Raw genomic sequence first — 15,943 nt, 5'->3', positions numbered from 1 at the left:
ATCCAATGATAAGCTGATATTACATCACATATTTATATCCTGTACCCCATACTGTACGAATATGCTGAGGATTTTTGGGATCGCGCTCTATCTTTTTACGCAAGCTGGAAATATGTACATCGATGGTACGATCCAGATAAGCGCGATCTCCTCCTTTAATACGATCCATCAGTTCATTGCGGGTAAAGACTTTGCCAGGGTAATTATACAGTTCTTTCATAATCGCAAATTCGATATGAGTGACTTCAACTTCTTGTTCTTCGACAAACAGACTATGACGATAGTCATTCACAGAAATTCGTCCTTTTTTGTCTTTAGATACATTGACTTTGGGCTCGGTAATAATAGTCGGGCCACTACGACGTAGCAATGCTTTGATGCGAGCATCCAATTCTTTGAGACTAAATGGTTTACACAAAAAGTCATCAGCACCGTTATCCAGTGCCTTGATCCGCTCATTCAGCATCGTATTGGCAGATATCATCAATACAGGTACGGTAGATTGTTTGCGGATCTGACTGACTAATTCACTTCCATCCATATCAGGAAGCATAAGATCGGTTACGATAATATCCGGTTTGAAATGAAACAGTTTTTGAATAGCGTCTTTGGAATCATGAATCATTTCGGTAAGGTAACCTTCTTCTTGAAGAAAAAATGCAATCATATCTGCCAGACTTTTCTCATCTTCAATAAGAAGAACTTTGATAGACATCGCTGTCACTCTCCTGTATGAAAAATAATAGGCTTGTTGAATATCTCCCTTTACTATTCTATAACATGCTTAATACAACGATATTTAAGCGAAATATATAGAAAGATCAAGAATAGAATTTCAAGTAAACATAGCAATTTCAGCTTTAAAACAATGAAAGTAATCCAAATGTTAAAAAAATGCGAATCAATTAGCATGAAATTTTATACGGAAAAGAGAACTTTCTTAAAATATACATGAGAAAATGGAATAGGACTATAGTATCATTCGACTCCCTATATTTATTTTCGGCAGAAACAGCTAAAATGAACAGTTTTTTTAAGTTCTTACTACATTTTTCGGAAGAGGGTTTCATATATGCGCATGATATTGTTGTCCGGTGGGTCAGGTAAACGTTTATGGCCTTTATCGAACGTTAATCGTCCCAAACAATTTCTTCCTGTTCTTCGTCATCAAGGTCAGCCTGAAAGTATGCTACAGCGAATCTGGAGACAATTGCAAGATGCAGGTTTGTCAGAGCAAGCTTATTTTTCAGCTAGCGGGTATCAAGCTGATCTGATTCGTGGGCAAATTGGTATCGATGCTACGATTATTGAAGAACCTGCGCAAAGAGACACGTTTCCGGCAATCGCTTTAGCAGCTTCATATTTATATCATCATGCTGGTGCTACACGTGATGAAATGATAGGAGTCATGCCGGTAGACGGTTATGCCGGTGACGAGTTTTTTGAGCATTTGCGTAAGCTTCCATCTATATTGGAGAAGTCTGGTGATGAGATGGTCTTAATGGGTGCTTCTCCAACGGAGCCTTCAGACAAATACGGATATATTGTACCATTGATGTCTGAACTGGTGGATAAGGAATATTTTGGGGTTTGCTCCTTTTTAGAAAAACCAGATATAATCACTGCCCAATCGTTAATACATAAAGGGGCATTGTGGAATTGCGGTGTATTTGCATTCCGCTTAGGATTTTTGCTAGACCATATTGAAAATCAAGGTTGGAACTCTAACTATAATGAATTGTTAAAGCACTATTTAGCATTACCCAAAACAAGTTTTGATCTAGCGGTTGTAGAAAAAACAAAGCATATATCTGTATTACCGTTTCATGGAGAATGGAGAGATTTGGGAACATGGGATTCATTAATTCGTGAAATGGATTTTGATGTGACCGGTTCAGGATATATCTCTCCTTTATCTCAAGATACTCGTATTATTAACGAACTAGATATACCGGTAAGTGTATGGAATGTTCCTAATGTGATCGTAGTGGCAGGGCCTGACGGTATTTTAGTGACCAATCGTGAAGATGCTACAGGCATTAAAGAGATGGTGGGACAGATAGAAATCGCTCCGCGATTTGAAGAACGCTTTTGGGGCAAACAAACGATTATTTCTCATCGGCAAGATGAAGGTGGGCTAGAGACAGTGACCAAACGAGTCGTGATTACATCAGGTCGCTTTATCAGTTATCATGAACATAAATTACGTAAAGAAGTATGGACGATTATATCAGGTATAGGATATATCTGCCTTGATGGAGTTATCACGATGATCTCTCCAGGTGATGTTATCGTTGTAGAACCGGGGATGAAGCATTGTATTGGTGCTTCTGAAGGTGAACTGGAATTTATTGAGTCACAGATAGGCAAAGCTGTATCGGAGACTGACATTATAAGATACGAATATCCTGGAGTGACTCCAGATGGTTTGTTATCAGAAGGTCTTTCGGGTTAACCTGCTGTCCGTGGTAGAAAGGACCGTTAGTCATGAAATACAGAATACTTCTTTGGTTCCGATCTCCTTTGATAGGAACAATCATCTTAACGATCTTTGGCATAGCAGGCAATTATTTTAAATTGGACTTATCTTTAAATTTACGGTTTGCACTAGGCAGCGCAGCACTTCTAATTATTTTCCGGTTATATGGATTACGATTTGCTGTGCCTGCTTTACTCGCTATAAATATACCTTTTGGATTTGGCGGGTCTTATCTTTTTATGACCGGCTTGTTTGGTTTGGAGATTTTATTTTTGCATTTGTACTTCAAGCGATTTAGCAGAGGAGTTTTATTCAAAGCAGATCTGATCTTTTGGTTATGTATAGGTCTACCTCTGATATATGGTATGTATGAATATCGTCTTCATCCTATTGATATTCAAATGATCGCATTGATTCTTCTTGAGCAAAGTTTTAATAGCATTATTAATTTATTGATTGCTTCGATTTTGTTAGAAAGTATTATGAGTCGTGTAGCGATAGGCAATCAGCCGATCTATTCGATTTCGCTGGGACGTATTATTTTTAAATATTTAATTGCCTTCGTTATCTTTACAGCGTTGTTATTATTAGTGGTTATCAGTCATCAACAATTTTATGATATTCAAGGGTTGTATTCTTCATATATGGAACGTTCTTCACAAGTGTATAAGCAAGATATACAGATTAGTTTGTCAGATATGCGCAAAACCAAACCGTTAATGAACATATATAAAAAGAACTTTTATATCGATTCAGTTGTCGTAAGCCCGTTAGGTACATCTATGTATAGCACGCTCAATAGCGAGACGACACAACAACTTGTAGAGTCTAGAAATGATGAATCGTTGATTATTTCTACTACCAAAGATGGAGCTACTATTTTTCATCATTTCCCTATAAATCGGTTAACCCTGATCGAGCGATGGCAGGAGTCGTACTTTGTTATGGATATTCCACTAGATCATAATTATCGATTAATTTTAAAATTGACAGCGGCGTTTTATTTAGAACGTATTTATATATTTTATATTCAAAGTATTACAACGATTTTGATTGTTATCGGGATAGCGATTTTGTTGGCAGGTCCGATTAGCCGTAAAATTACTAAGTCTTTACTGGAGTTAGCCAAAGCGTCTAACAATATTCCTGATAAATTGAGTAAAAATAAGCCGATAGATTGGCCGGATAGTAATATTGTTGAATTTCACGCATTAATTGATAACTTCAAATTAGTATCACTGGTATTAGAAGAACAGTTTTTGCAAATTCAACATGATAAAGAAAATTTAGAAATTCGTGTAGTTGAACGTACATTTGATCTGGCGGAAAGTGAAGCTCAAAAAAGTGCTATTCTCAAATACGCTATCGATGGCATCATTTCAACAGATCATCAGAAAAAAATAACAGAGTTTAATCCTGCCGCTGAAAAGATGTTTGGCTATACACGTGAACAAGTAATGGGTAGACCATTATCGGAATTATTGCTATTAGATACGATTCCAGCAGGAGACAACAACTGCCCGGTCACAGCTATTCATGCAGACCGTACAGCTTTTCAAGTGGGATTAACACGCAGTGAGATTCTAGCCGAAGAATCTTCGTTTCAGACATTTTTTGTACATGACTTGACGCAACAAGAAAGAGCGCAAGCCGAGCGTTATGAACATGAACGTCAATTGGAAGTGCTGACCGACCGATTACGAGAAGAACAAGGCGCAGCAGAAAAGCAAAAAAGTATTACCGGCAATTTACTGGAATCGGTACAAGAAGGCATTGTAATGTGTGACTCTCAAGGGATTATTTCATTTATTAATCCGACGATGTTATCGCTATTTTCAATCAAAGATTATACCGGTTATCCTATCCAGCAATTGTTACGTGATATAGAAAATCAACTGGTTACCGAAACGTCTTTATGGATCGAAAAGTTAGAGCGATTTCTGCAAGGAGAACACACATGGAATCAAGGCGAGATGGTGTTGTTACAAAATGAAAAGATTCTATCGCTCTATGTCACTCCAGTAACAGATACGGTGCAACAGATTGAACATGGTGTGATTCTTGTTTTTCGAGATCGCACTGAAGAAGAGCATATGAAGCAGATGCAAAATGAATTGATGAGCGTAGTCTCTCATGAATTGCGCACACCATTATCTGCAATGATGGGTTATATCGAAATGTTAATGATCTATGAAGATATGTCGATTGAAAAAAGGCATGCTTTTATAGAAACGATTCATCAAGAAGGACAGCGGTTGTCTCATTTAATAGATGATTTTCTAGATATTCAGCGGATCGAAGCCGATTATGCCGAGTATCATATGACTTATATTCCGCTATATGAAATGTTGCAAGGTATTTGTGATCAATGGAATCCAGAATCAAGAGACCGTATCATGCTTCACCATGAAGGATTGCATGAAGTATTTATTAACGGCGATCAGCAACGCTTAATTCAAGTCTTTCGAAATCTGATTAGTAATGCTCTTAAATACTCTTCAGATGATTCGATGGTTCATATTGTTATCAACGAATTACAGGATCATATTTCGGTATCGATCAAAGATTCAGGGATCGGGATTCCACCGGAAGATCATAGTCGCATATTCCAGAAATTTTTCCGGGCAAGTTCTGCTTCCAAGCACAATATTCGAGGAACAGGGCTTGGATTATATATTACAGAGCGGATCGTCAAAGATCATCAGGGTGAATTGAATTTTGTATCCAGACCCAATAAAGGTTCTACCTTTTCTGTGATTCTACCCAAACCGAAAAAGAACGATTCTATTCAGCACACTGAATAATATGCAATCATCTGATTCACTGCTCTGTCTGCTAGGGTACTTACAATAGGAAACGAGATAACGTTATCATAGAGCTACAACGTTTATCTTTAAAAGACAAATTCTGAAATATGGAGGCTTATCCCCATGGCAGAAACAAAATTAACCGGTAAAGTAGCAGCAGTAACAGGTGGCGGATCAGGAATAGGTAAAGCATCAGCGATACGATTTGCAGCAGAAGGTGCTGTTGTATATATGTTAGATCGTACGCCTGAAAATGCAGAAAAAACCAAAGCTGAAATTGAACAAGCTGGCGGTAAAGCATATGTAATCGAATGTGATATTTCCAAGCCAGAAATGATTGAAAGTGCAATGAAACAAGTAGCATCTGAAGCAGGTCAATTGGATATTGTATTTGCTAATGCAGGAATCAACGGTAGCAAAGCTCCTATTGAAACTTTGGAAATAGATGATTGGAATCAAACGGTGGAGATCAATTTGCGCGGTACATTTGCAACTGTAAAATATGCTATCCCTCATTTGAAAGAAAATGGTGGTAGTATTATTATTACAAGTTCTATCAATGGTAATCGTGTGTTCTCTAATGTAGGATTCTCTGCATATGCCTCTACCAAAGCAGCGCAAGTTGCTTTTATGAAAATGGCGGCATTGGAACTGGCTCGTTACAAAATTCGAGTCAATGCTATCTGTCCGGGAGCGATCGATACTGAAATCGATGATAATACGTATCCAAGTGATGATCTAAAAGAAGTAGAGATTCCTATGGAATTCCCTGAAGGTGATCATCCGCTTAAAGGTGAACCAGGCAAAATCGAAGAAGTAGCTAACCTTGTGCTGTTTTTAGCATCTAGTGAAGCTTCTCATGTAACAGGTACAGAGATATTTGTAGATGGCGCTGAATCGTTATTAAGAGGATAGTTGTATCTACAAGTATATAAGATAAAATGTTCTATCAATTCACTAGCCAAATCCTTTTTCGAGCATATCGGGAAAGGATTTTGTTATGTCTACCACTTATTAGTTCTTTTTCAAATCAATCAATTGACAGTGTTAGGTGTGCTGAATTAAGCTAAAGATATTGAACGTATTCACGTTAATAAGATCAGGTCAATCACGTAAATAAATAACTGCACATGAAGATAGAGGGAGAGTCTGTGGATGTATGTGATCCACCACCGAAGGAGCAAGCTAACCATTTGGCGATGGTTAATTAATCTCTCAGGTACCCGAACCGCTATTGGATGCAACTCTGGAGAGAGCATATGAGCCACCCAAGGAGTACCACCGACAGTTGTGTTCGGTCTAAACTCTCAGGTAACGAGGACAGAGGAATAGGCCACGCGCAGGCTATTCACTGTCTTTTTTTGTGCGCGCATATTTTGGTGATAAGGGAGAAGAAAAATGATGCGATTTAAAAATGTATTTAATATTATTGGACCTGCAATGGTAGGACCGTCTAGTTCACATACAGCAGGAGCAGCACGTCTGGGTAGAGCAGCGCGACACTTTTTGGGCAAATGTCCTGAGCATGTACAGATTATTTTGTATGGTTCTTTTGCAGAGACGTATTGGGGACATGGAACAGACCTTGCTCTAGTAGGTGGTTTGCTTGATTATGATACCGATGATGATCGCTTACCGGATGCAGCTGAAGAAGCGGATCGTCAAGGCATTACGATTTCTTTTGATAAAGGAACAGGCAATTATCCTCATCCTAACTTTGTGCGTATTATTGTACAGCATGGAGAAGAACGTGCCGAAGTCGCAGGTGCTTCGATTGGTGGAGGTAATATTGAGATTCATGAGTTAAATGGATTCGATGTGCGCGGGTCGGGTCAATATCCGATGTTAGCAGTTGAGCATATGGATAGTAAAGGAGTACTTGCTGATATTACACGTACACTGAGCGATGCTGAATTGAATATCGGATTTATGGATGTCGATCGCAAAGCACGTAGCGGAGAAGCGATGACTGTGATAGAACTTGATACTGTACCTGACCAGTCTGTGCTTAATCAGATTTTGCAATTGCCTTATGTTACCCGGGCAGCTGTGATTGATTTGAAGTAAACGAAGTTCAAAGGAGAGTGTGATATGCAATTTCGCACATTAAAAGATATTGTTCGGTTATGTGAAGAACGTTCACTAACGATAGCGGAACTGATGATTGAAGAGCAAGTGAAAGAAACAGGAGTAAGCGAGCAAGACGTTATTCAACAAATGACTGATTATTATCAGGTGATGAAAGAAGCAGTCGAGCGCGGAATCACAGAAGATACCGTTTCACGAAGTGGACTGACCGGTGGAGATGCACGTCGTGTGCATGACTATATGTTAAGCGGAGATACATCGTCAGGCAGTGATGCGACGCGTGCGATGGCTTATGCGTTAGCCGTATCAGAAGTGAATGCTTCAATGGGACGGATTATCGCTACGCCTACTGCAGGCTCATGTGGTATTATTCCGGGAGTATTTGTCAGTTCGCAAGAGCGTTTTGGTTGGGATGATACACATATGGTACAAGGATTGTTCGCAGCCGGTGCTATCGGCTATGTGATTGCTAACAACTCTTCGATCTCAGGTGCAGAAGGTGGATGTCAGGCAGAAGTCGGTTCAGCAATAGGTATGGCCGCTGGAGCAGTTGTTGAGATGCGTGGTGGTACACCGGAACAAGCGATGCATGCTGTAGGGCTGGCTCTAAAAAATACACTTGGATTAATCTGTGATCCGGTAGCAGGGTTAGTCGAGATTCCTTGTATTGTTCGTAATGGATTAGGTGCAGTAAATGCGTTAGCAGCCGCAGATATGGGGCTGGCTGGAGTACGGAGTGCTATTCCATCAGATGAAGTGGTCGATGTCATGTTACAAGTGGGACGTTCGATGCCAAGTGAACATCGCGAAACAGCTCGGGGCGGACTCGCTCAAACGCCAACAGGACGTAAAATTACGGAAGAATTAAGACGTCGTAGACAAGAGAATAAGAATTAACTAACAAAATATCCATTTATATGCATAATACCGAAAAGCCGTTTATAATAAAGCGGCTTTTTTCGATTTTTCTTCAAACCTTTCCTTAATATTCCGATAAATTGTTGTATAATTCGATATATACGCAAATAAATTAGTAGTATAGTTATTCAACTTTTACCCTACTTCAAAGAGTACATACCCGTATGTATGGGTCTAAAGTATTGTATTAATTTTGAAATAAAGGTTCATACGATGTGTTTGGAGGTGAATACAACGTTATAGCTTGTTCGTTATGTCAACAAGCTTTAAATAATCTTATGATATTCAAAGTGGGGTCAACACACATGAGGCAGTATGTAGCTTGCTTGCTGATGATATTACTATTATGTACGAATGCGACAAGCGTTTCAGCCACTAGCACAGAAGCATTTACAGATATCAAACAATCGTATGCTTTTGATGCAATTACGTCATTATCCGCGCAAGGAGTCATTACAGGTTATGAAGATGGAAGCTTTCAACCGCAACGCTCGATTTCCAGACAGGAATGGGCGAGTGTTTTTGTTAAAAGCTTGAATTGGACATCCGAACCAGGAACAGTATTACCTTTTACAGATGTCTCTCCCTGGGCTGTTCCTTATGTCAGTGCATTGTATCAACATCAGATTACGAATGGGATCGATGCAACCACATTTGGTGTAAAGCAATCGATTACCCGTCAAGACATAGCGGTCTGGTATGCTCGTTATCTAGGATTAACCGATACCTTGCAAAAAGAAGGCATAGCTACATTTGCCGATCAAGCAGATATTTCAGATTATGCCAAGTCCAGCGTATGGCTGATGGAGCAGTTAGGTTTGATGCAAGGAAATGAGCAACATCTGTTTGCACCAAAACAGCCTGTTCAACGTCAAGCAGCTATACTGGTCGCTTATCGGGTACTACAATCTGGAGATGAGTTACATCAGCGTGCAAAGCAATTGTTAGCGCAAGGGAATAAGCCTGTATCTAAGCCAGCAAGTGAGGCAGAGCCAGACCTTCAACCTGTACTGACGATAGGCGGTAAATCACCTTCTACAACCATAGATAAAGTAGAAACAACACCTGAGATCACAGGAAAACGGGCAAATGCCAAAGACAAAGATCGTAATCAAAATAATCCTAGACCCGATCCTGAAGTACCTGTTGTTCCACCAGTAACTCCACCTCCAGTTGAGCCTATATTTGTATTTGATCGTGTGAGTATAGACGCTCCTGTATTGTGGAATGATCCAGCAACATATAATGATTATCAACTATCATTTTATTTCTGGTATCAAGGTCAGAAGATTGCTTGGTCTGAGAAAATATTATCCGATCTTACGTATCAATTTGAAGATACATTAAATATATTTGATACCCGTGGCAAAATTATTCATCCTGAACATATTCCTGCAACAGGTGGATTGATTCCGGTCACACTTCATCTTGTATCACCACAAGCGAAGCTTGATCTTCATGTCACAACGATGGTGATGGTCACTATCAAATCACCACCGCCAGTAACTCCACCTGTAGAACAGCCGGAAGCGGAGCCAGATCGTGTGATTCGCTCTGTTTATATGGATACGTATACGTTAGATCAATCGGTATCACTCAAGTTAGATTCATGGCGTATTCGTTATGTGCTTCAAGATGTGTATGGTCAGCCGATTGCGCCTGAGTATTTACCAGCCGACCTGCATATTCGATTTGAAAATGATACAGGGATTATTGATGAACAGGGACGTATTATCAATGTGCATAATATTCCGCCTGTAGGCAGCATAATTCCGGTTCGAATCAGTGTAACCTCACCTTCGACCAGCGTATATCTAAATAAAGAATTTGAGCTGAAAGTCGTAGCAGGTGAACGTAGAAAGCAATATTTTGCTGTATCTGTGATGTTAGAAGGAGGATCAGGTTCTTCGACGACACTAGCTGAAATGCAACAGATGCGTAGTATGCTGGCACAGATTGATCCGCATTTACACATTACATGGGCAATCGATAACAATTTTGTTTTCCAAGAAAGCAATCGTCCGCAATTACAACAAGTATTACAGTATGTGGATCTGTATGGAGATGAAGTAGGTATTTTGTCAGGTTATCCGAACAATCACTATACATTAGCACAATGGGGCAATGAAATGAATGAGTGGTTGTATATGTATCGCTATAATGCTATGAATGCGTTGCATGAATCAGGTACAGTAGGGCAACCTTCAGTATTTACCAGTATTCCGGTAGCATATCGTCCTACTTCATTGTCTAGCTTTGCCGTCAATCCAGAGCAGGTGACATGGCTCAAAGATCATTTTGAGATCACCTCGTATATGGGCTGGGCAGCGACGCAGTATAATGTAAATCAATTATTTGGAGAAGGTTCGCCATTAATGCCTTACTGGTCGAATCAATATAATCCATTAGTGCCAGCGCAAGGAGATGTAGACAATAGCGGAGCTGTATTTATGAATCCTGTCACGATCGACCCGATTGGTTCAAGGTATGTGGAAAAGTCCTCCCGTTGGACGATTCATCCGGGTGATCCGTATGTGAAAGATTCGAATGCTGAGCCTCAACTATATACAGCACAGCAATATGTCGATAATCCGTATCAAATGATGAATACAGTTAATTATTTATCTATAGTGATTGATACAAACTGGGTGTTACGTCATGATAACTTGTTCAATGGATGGAAAGACTTTGTCGATCATTTTCCAGCAGGACGTGATGTGAGTATTGTAGGGATTAATGAGCTTGGTCAAACGTATCGCACCCAATCAGGAGCTACTAATCATCAAGCCCAATTTACACTGATGTTCAGAGGCTCCGGATATACAACAGCTTTAGATGGCAATAATTCACCAGCCGATACTCGTTATTTATGGACCGAAAATGCGTATCAACGTCTTATTTTGCGTAAACAAGATGGAGATCAAGCATGGTCGGTGATCGATTTTACCGATTATACGAAAACACCTGTTCCGCAGACACCGTATGCTTTTGATAGTCATACAGAAGTGAGTTATGTGACCGGACGTAATTACAAAATTGCGCCCAACGCACCGCTAACGTCGGCTGAAATTCAACGGATTCAAGAGCGATTGCAACAGATTCATTTTACCGAAGAAGTGGATTATCAATAGAACATCATACTCAAGGCATTCCTGGAAAGTTAGGGATGCCTTTTTGGTATATTATGATAGAAGGAATACATAATAGAGACAGTACAAAATAGAAGATATTGCATCAGATATCGAACAAAGGAGTAGAGAATAGTGGACATTCAAGCGATGATATCAAATAACTCTTATGGTATAGCAGACATTATTCATTTATTTCAAGAAGAATTGGCGCATAATTTGGTAGGCATTTATATTCATGGTTCTTTAGCGATGGGTGGTTTTCATCCGCATCACAGTGATATCGATTTGCTGGTTATTGTACAACAGAAAGTCAGTCGTTCGGCAAAGCTCCATATCGCTAACAGACTTTTGAAATTAGAAGAACATCTGATATCTAGTAGTGGATTGGAGATAAGTATTTTATTGGAAAACGATGTGAAGCAGTTTGTATATCCTACTCCATTTGAATTCCATTATTCTGCATATCACCGCGAAAAGTATCGAACAGATAAGCAATATGTCTGTGAAGGAGCAGAAGATCCTGATCTAGCAGCCCATATATTTGTAACATATGATCGAGGTATAACATTGTATGGCAAAGAGATCAAAGAAGTATTTGTCCCTATTGATCCACAGTGGTATATTCGCTCGATTTTGGCAGATATTGAACATGTAGCAGACGATATTGTTACATCACCTGTATATTTCACACTCAATCTGTGCCGGATCTTATTTTTCCTCAGCGAAAATGTAATTTCTTCCAAACAAGAAGGCGGAGAGTGGGGATTAACACATGTTCCTGCTACATATTCCAAGCTTATTCAGACTTGCCTTGATCAATATCAAGGAGTTAGTGATTCTACTGCGTTAGAGATTATACAATTACAAGAATTTGCCTGCTATATGAAAGGTGAAATTCAAAAGCAAGTGAATAGTTCAAATGAAAAGATAGACGATCTTAAATCTTTTTTATAAAGGAGATAATAGATATGCCTGTACCTCATAGCGATCACGAACAGATGATACACCAAATTATTATAGAATGGATCACTGCTGATTGCTGGATGATGGAGATTTTGCGAAATGTACGGGATCTAGGATTGCCAGATAGTTGGGTATGCGCTGGATTTGTGCGTTCGAAAATCTGGGATCAACTTCATCAGATAGAACCTCGTACACCATTAGCAGATATTGATGTGGTCTATTATGATGCTAGTGATCTAGATGAAAAAACAGAAAAAGTATGGGAACAACAGCTTTGCCGGATACAACCACAATTACCATGGTCAGTGAAAAATGAAGCACGCATGCATATCGCTAATCGGATTGCGCCCTATCATTCTACAGTTGATGCGATATCATGTTTTCCAGAAACAGCTACAGCATTAGGGATTAGATTAGACGAACAGGATCAATTGATTCTGGTCGCTCCATGTGGACTAAGGGATGTTTTTGAAATGAAGATACGTGTCAATCCACGCTTTCTTCAAAGTCGAGGAGATATTCATATTTATCAGCAACGTATTCAACAGAAAAATTGGCAACAGATCTGGAATCGTTTAACGATTATCGATTCCCCAACACTGTAGCTTATGAATTGATAAGCTCCATAAGTACCTATAGAAAAAATCAATTAGAAAAGTGGTATAATCAATGTTAGATTATAATATAATAATCTGATGAACATAGTCGGAATAAAGAGGTGACAGAATTGAGTGACATTTATCGTTTGGCAGCATTGGAAGATGCAGAGCGTGTACTTCATATCACATATGAAGCCTATGTAACTATTCGTGAATTAGGATTAACATGGCCAGCAGCTCATGCTGATCTAGCATTGATTCAAGACAATATTACGCATAATAAATGTTATGTGTTAGAACAAGATGGATTGATTGTAGCGACTGTAACTTTGGCTGATCCTGAACGGGTCAAAGAATTAACAGCTGAGACAGGATTACCGTTTATTATGTGGTTTGCGGTTGATCCGAATGTACAAGGAACCGGCGCAGGTAGCAAATTGTTAAACTGGGTTGAACAACATATTATTCGTGATGAAGTAGGAGCACCTGCGGTGACACTCGGAACAGCGGAAAAACACCCGTGGTTGTTGCCGATGTATGAGCGTAGAGGATATGAAAGTATACGAGCTAGAGATGCAGGCAAAGGAGAAGGACCGATGCATTTAATGCGTAAAGTGGTTCATCCCGAGCGTTTTGAAGCTTATTTGCAAGAGCGTAAGCAAGCAGAACAAATTCAACAAACCTCTTCTCAAGGTAATTAACATATGAAATTTGTCGTATTCAGTCTTATTGCGAACCTTCCTCATGCGCTAACAGGTGAGACCTTAACAGCACAACAGAAATTCCAAAATATATTAAAACAAGCAGAGTTAACAGAGCGTCTAGGTTATGATGCTTATGGTGTAGGTGAGCGACATGGAGAACCTTTTTTGTCTTCTTCACCTGCTATTGTGCTGACTGCAATTGCAGCACGCACATCACGCATCCGTCTGTTGACGACTGTAACAGTATTAAGTGTGCTTGATCCGGTAAGAGTAGCAGAAGACTATGCTACTCTTGATCATTTATCTAATGGACGCTTGGAATTGATTATTGGTAAAGGGAACGATCCGCGCCATTATGGATTATTCGGAATCACTGAAGAAGAACAATGGGATTCATTAGCAGAAAGATATGAATTGTTACGACAATTATGGAGTCAAGAAAAGGTGAATTGGCAGGGGAAATATCGTCCGGCATTGAATGAGTTTACAAGTCAACCGCGTCCACTTCAATCGCCGATTCCAATCTGGCATGGAAGTGCCTCAAGTACACGTTCTACAGAATTGGCAGCCAAGTATGGAGAACCGATTTTCTCATCCAATTCTTTTCATCGACAGGACAAATATAAAGCATTAATTGATCATTATCGGGAACGGTTAGCTTATTATGGTCATGATCCATCTCAAGCTATTGTTGGAGCAGGAGCAGGAAGCCTGTATCTAGCGAATACGAGTGAAGAAGCTATTCGCCGTTATCGTCCATATTATGATCATTTTCAATCTACGGATGCTGCTAAGCACAATCAATCGCCTTTTGTAGATTTAGAAGATAATATTGCAAATGGCCCGGCTCTTATCGGAAGCCCTGATCAAGTCATTGAGAAAATTCTAGATTATTACCAAGCATTTGGACATCAGGCATTAAGTATCAGCGTAGATGGATTAACCGAAACAGAACAGTTAGAACAACTCGAACGGTTTGCAACAGAAGTTGCACCTGTGTTAAAAAAAGAAATTCCCAGTACGATATGGGAAAAAGAAGTGCAAAAAGAGCAGCTCATTTAAGAGTTGCTCTTTTTGTGTATATTCTATTATTTGAAGATGATTAGATTATTTTTTATTCTGTTGCTTAACTTATACTTCATCCAGTACAAGCGGACGAAGATTAGCTTCGATCTGTGCACGTTTGCCTTCAAGGAAAGGAGGCAGAGAAAGGGTTTCACCTAACGAATCCATCGATTCATCAATATCGAATCCTGGTGTGTCTGTGGATAATTCGAATAAGATACCATTCGGTTCACGGAAATAAAGAGCACGGAAGTAGTGACGATCTACTTTACCTGAATTAGGAATACCTAATTTGGATAATTTGTCTGACCATAGATCATATTCGGACTCATCTGGTACACGGAACGCTACATGATGGACACCACCGCGACCTAGACGTGCATGTGGAAGATCAGGACGTGTCTCGATATGGACTTCTGCGCCTGCGCCACCTTGTCCAGTAGAATAGACTTCAATATCTGCAAAATCACCTGCAAGCGAAGGATATGAGCCTGTATGACGGAATCCCATCACTTCAGTCAAAATCATAATGGTCGAAGCAGGTTGAGCTAGTGTTAGTGTAGTTGGTCCAAGTCCAAGAATCCCGTATTCTACAGGTACTTCAGATTGATCCCAAGCTGTTCCAGCAGCTACACCTTGTTCGCCATTGTCGGCTACAAGAATAAGGCGTGTACCTTCAAAGTCTTGAAAAGCCAATGTATCTCGTCCAGCACGTTGTTTGATTTCTTCATGAGTCACATTCAATTGGTCAAATCGATCAGACCAGTATTGCAAAGCTTCTGTTGTCGCTACTCGTAAAGATGTTGCTGAAATACTAGATACCCCTTGATAGCTAGGTCCGATACCCGGTAAATCAAAGAAAGTCAATTCGGTACCAGGAGAAGCAACAGCATCACCGTAAAATAGATGATACGAAGTAGTATCGTCTTGATTAACTCCTTTTTTCACTAAACGCATACCCATAACTTTAGTATAAAAATCGTAATTTTTTTCCGCTTTACCTGTCATAATCGAAACGTGATGAATACCTAATAATTCCATAATGAATATCCTCCTCAAAGTCAAACCATCTATTTATAAATGTGCTTACATTTGAAATCTTAATATTAAGATAATTATAACATGGAGAAAATTAATTACAAGTCTTTTCCATGAAAAAAATATAGTAACTATGTAAAAAAGAAAGAAA

12 protein-coding genes and 1 riboswitch are annotated in these 15,943 nt (G+C 39.5%); of the genes, 10 read left to right on the top strand and 2 right to left on the bottom strand.

Annotated features, from left to right (window positions below):
* Positions 1-19 precede the first annotated feature (19 nt).
* Entirely contained in the window at positions 20-715 is a 696-nt protein-coding gene (locus tag QE450_RS13020) for a response regulator transcription factor (RefSeq protein WP_204823172.1), read from the bottom strand.
* Positions 716-1,072: 357 nt separating this feature from the next.
* Here QE450_RS13020 and QE450_RS13015 point away from each other — a divergent pair, with 357 nt between their 5' ends.
* The 10 genes from QE450_RS13015 to QE450_RS12970 all read left to right on the top strand — a co-directional run bounded on the left by QE450_RS13015 (position 1,073) and on the right by QE450_RS12970 (position 14,751).
* The gene (locus tag QE450_RS13015; protein WP_274172193.1) at positions 1,073-2,455 is read left to right on the top strand and encodes a sugar phosphate nucleotidyltransferase; all 1,383 of its coding nucleotides are present in this window, start codon (positions 1,073-1,075) and stop codon (positions 2,453-2,455) included.
* A 32-nt stretch (positions 2,456-2,487) separates the two neighbouring features.
* Positions 2,488-5,283 (top strand): PAS domain-containing sensor histidine kinase, encoded by a 2,796-nt coding sequence (locus QE450_RS13010; protein ID WP_307299633.1) that lies wholly within the window; start codon positions 2,488-2,490, stop codon positions 5,281-5,283.
* A 126-nt stretch (positions 5,284-5,409) separates the two neighbouring features.
* Positions 5,410-6,201: an SDR family oxidoreductase gene (locus QE450_RS13005; RefSeq protein ID WP_273613171.1), complete on the top strand. Its 792-nt coding sequence runs from the start codon at positions 5,410-5,412 to the stop codon at positions 6,199-6,201.
* A 215-nt stretch (positions 6,202-6,416) separates the two neighbouring features.
* Positions 6,417-6,527: riboswitch (glycine riboswitch) on the top strand.
* A gap of 160 nt (positions 6,528-6,687) precedes the next feature.
* A complete protein-coding gene (gene sdaAB / locus QE450_RS13000; RefSeq protein ID WP_273616337.1) occupies positions 6,688-7,353 on the top strand; it encodes an L-serine ammonia-lyase, iron-sulfur-dependent subunit beta in 666 nt (221 codons plus the stop codon).
* A gap of 24 nt (positions 7,354-7,377) precedes the next feature.
* Positions 7,378-8,271 (top strand): L-serine ammonia-lyase, iron-sulfur-dependent, subunit alpha, encoded by an 894-nt coding sequence (sdaAA, locus tag QE450_RS12995; protein WP_307299631.1) that lies wholly within the window; start codon positions 7,378-7,380, stop codon positions 8,269-8,271.
* 326 nt (positions 8,272-8,597) lie between these two features.
* Complete coding sequence (locus QE450_RS12990; RefSeq protein WP_307299629.1) at positions 8,598-11,423, top strand: S-layer homology domain-containing protein; 2,826 nt, start codon at positions 8,598-8,600, stop codon at positions 11,421-11,423.
* Positions 11,424-11,555: 132 nt separating this feature from the next.
* Positions 11,556-12,377: an aminoglycoside adenylyltransferase domain-containing protein gene (locus QE450_RS12985; RefSeq protein ID WP_307299627.1), complete on the top strand. Its 822-nt coding sequence runs from the start codon at positions 11,556-11,558 to the stop codon at positions 12,375-12,377.
* Positions 12,378-12,391: 14 nt separating this feature from the next.
* On the top strand, positions 12,392-12,991 hold the full coding sequence (locus tag QE450_RS12980) for a nucleotidyltransferase family protein (RefSeq protein ID WP_307299625.1): 600 nt from the start codon (positions 12,392-12,394) through the stop codon (positions 12,989-12,991).
* A gap of 122 nt (positions 12,992-13,113) precedes the next feature.
* Positions 13,114-13,686 carry a GNAT family N-acetyltransferase gene (locus QE450_RS12975; protein ID WP_307299624.1) on the top strand — a complete coding sequence of 191 codons (573 nt, stop codon included), beginning with the start codon at positions 13,114-13,116 and terminating at the stop codon, positions 13,684-13,686.
* A 3-nt stretch (positions 13,687-13,689) separates the two neighbouring features.
* The gene (locus QE450_RS12970; RefSeq protein ID WP_274172199.1) at positions 13,690-14,751 is read left to right on the top strand and encodes an LLM class flavin-dependent oxidoreductase; all 1,062 of its coding nucleotides are present in this window, start codon (positions 13,690-13,692) and stop codon (positions 14,749-14,751) included.
* 69 nt (positions 14,752-14,820) lie between these two features.
* Here QE450_RS12970 and QE450_RS12965 read toward each other — a convergent pair whose 3' ends face one another.
* Positions 14,821-15,795 (bottom strand): ring-cleaving dioxygenase, encoded by a 975-nt coding sequence (locus QE450_RS12965; protein ID WP_273613165.1) that lies wholly within the window; start codon positions 15,793-15,795, stop codon positions 14,821-14,823.
* Positions 15,796-15,943: the final 148 nt, after the last annotated feature.

The organism is Paenibacillus sp. SORGH_AS_0306 (assembly GCF_030819345.1).
GTDB classification, from domain to species: Bacteria; Bacillota; Bacilli; order Paenibacillales; family Paenibacillaceae; genus Saccharibacillus; species Saccharibacillus kyungheensis.
The sequence above is the reverse complement of the archived record's forward strand: the minus strand, read 5'-3'. Positions and strand labels throughout refer to the sequence as shown.

Bases quoted from the DNA above. Each gene is read 5' to 3' on its own strand.
- QE450_RS13020 (WP_204823172.1), bottom strand. From the start codon at position 715: ATGTCTATCAAAGTTCTTCTTATTGAAGATGAGAAAAGTCTGGCAGAT.
- QE450_RS13015 (WP_274172193.1), top strand. From the start codon at position 1,073: ATGCGCATGATATTGTTGTCCGGTGGGTCAGGTAAACGTTTATGGCCT.
- QE450_RS13010 (WP_307299633.1), top strand. From the start codon at position 2,488: ATGAAATACAGAATACTTCTTTGGTTCCGATCTCCTTTGATAGGAACA.
- QE450_RS13005 (WP_273613171.1), top strand. From the start codon at position 5,410: ATGGCAGAAACAAAATTAACCGGTAAAGTAGCAGCAGTAACAGGTGGC.
- sdaAB (WP_273616337.1), top strand. From the start codon at position 6,688: ATGCGATTTAAAAATGTATTTAATATTATTGGACCTGCAATGGTAGGA.
- sdaAA (WP_307299631.1), top strand. From the start codon at position 7,378: ATGCAATTTCGCACATTAAAAGATATTGTTCGGTTATGTGAAGAACGT.
- QE450_RS12990 (WP_307299629.1), top strand. From the start codon at position 8,598: ATGAGGCAGTATGTAGCTTGCTTGCTGATGATATTACTATTATGTACG.
- QE450_RS12980 (WP_307299625.1), top strand. From the start codon at position 12,392: ATGCCTGTACCTCATAGCGATCACGAACAGATGATACACCAAATTATT.
- QE450_RS12970 (WP_274172199.1), top strand. From the start codon at position 13,690: ATGAAATTTGTCGTATTCAGTCTTATTGCGAACCTTCCTCATGCGCTA.
- QE450_RS12965 (WP_273613165.1), bottom strand. From the start codon at position 15,795: ATGGAATTATTAGGTATTCATCACGTTTCGATTATGACAGGTAAAGCG.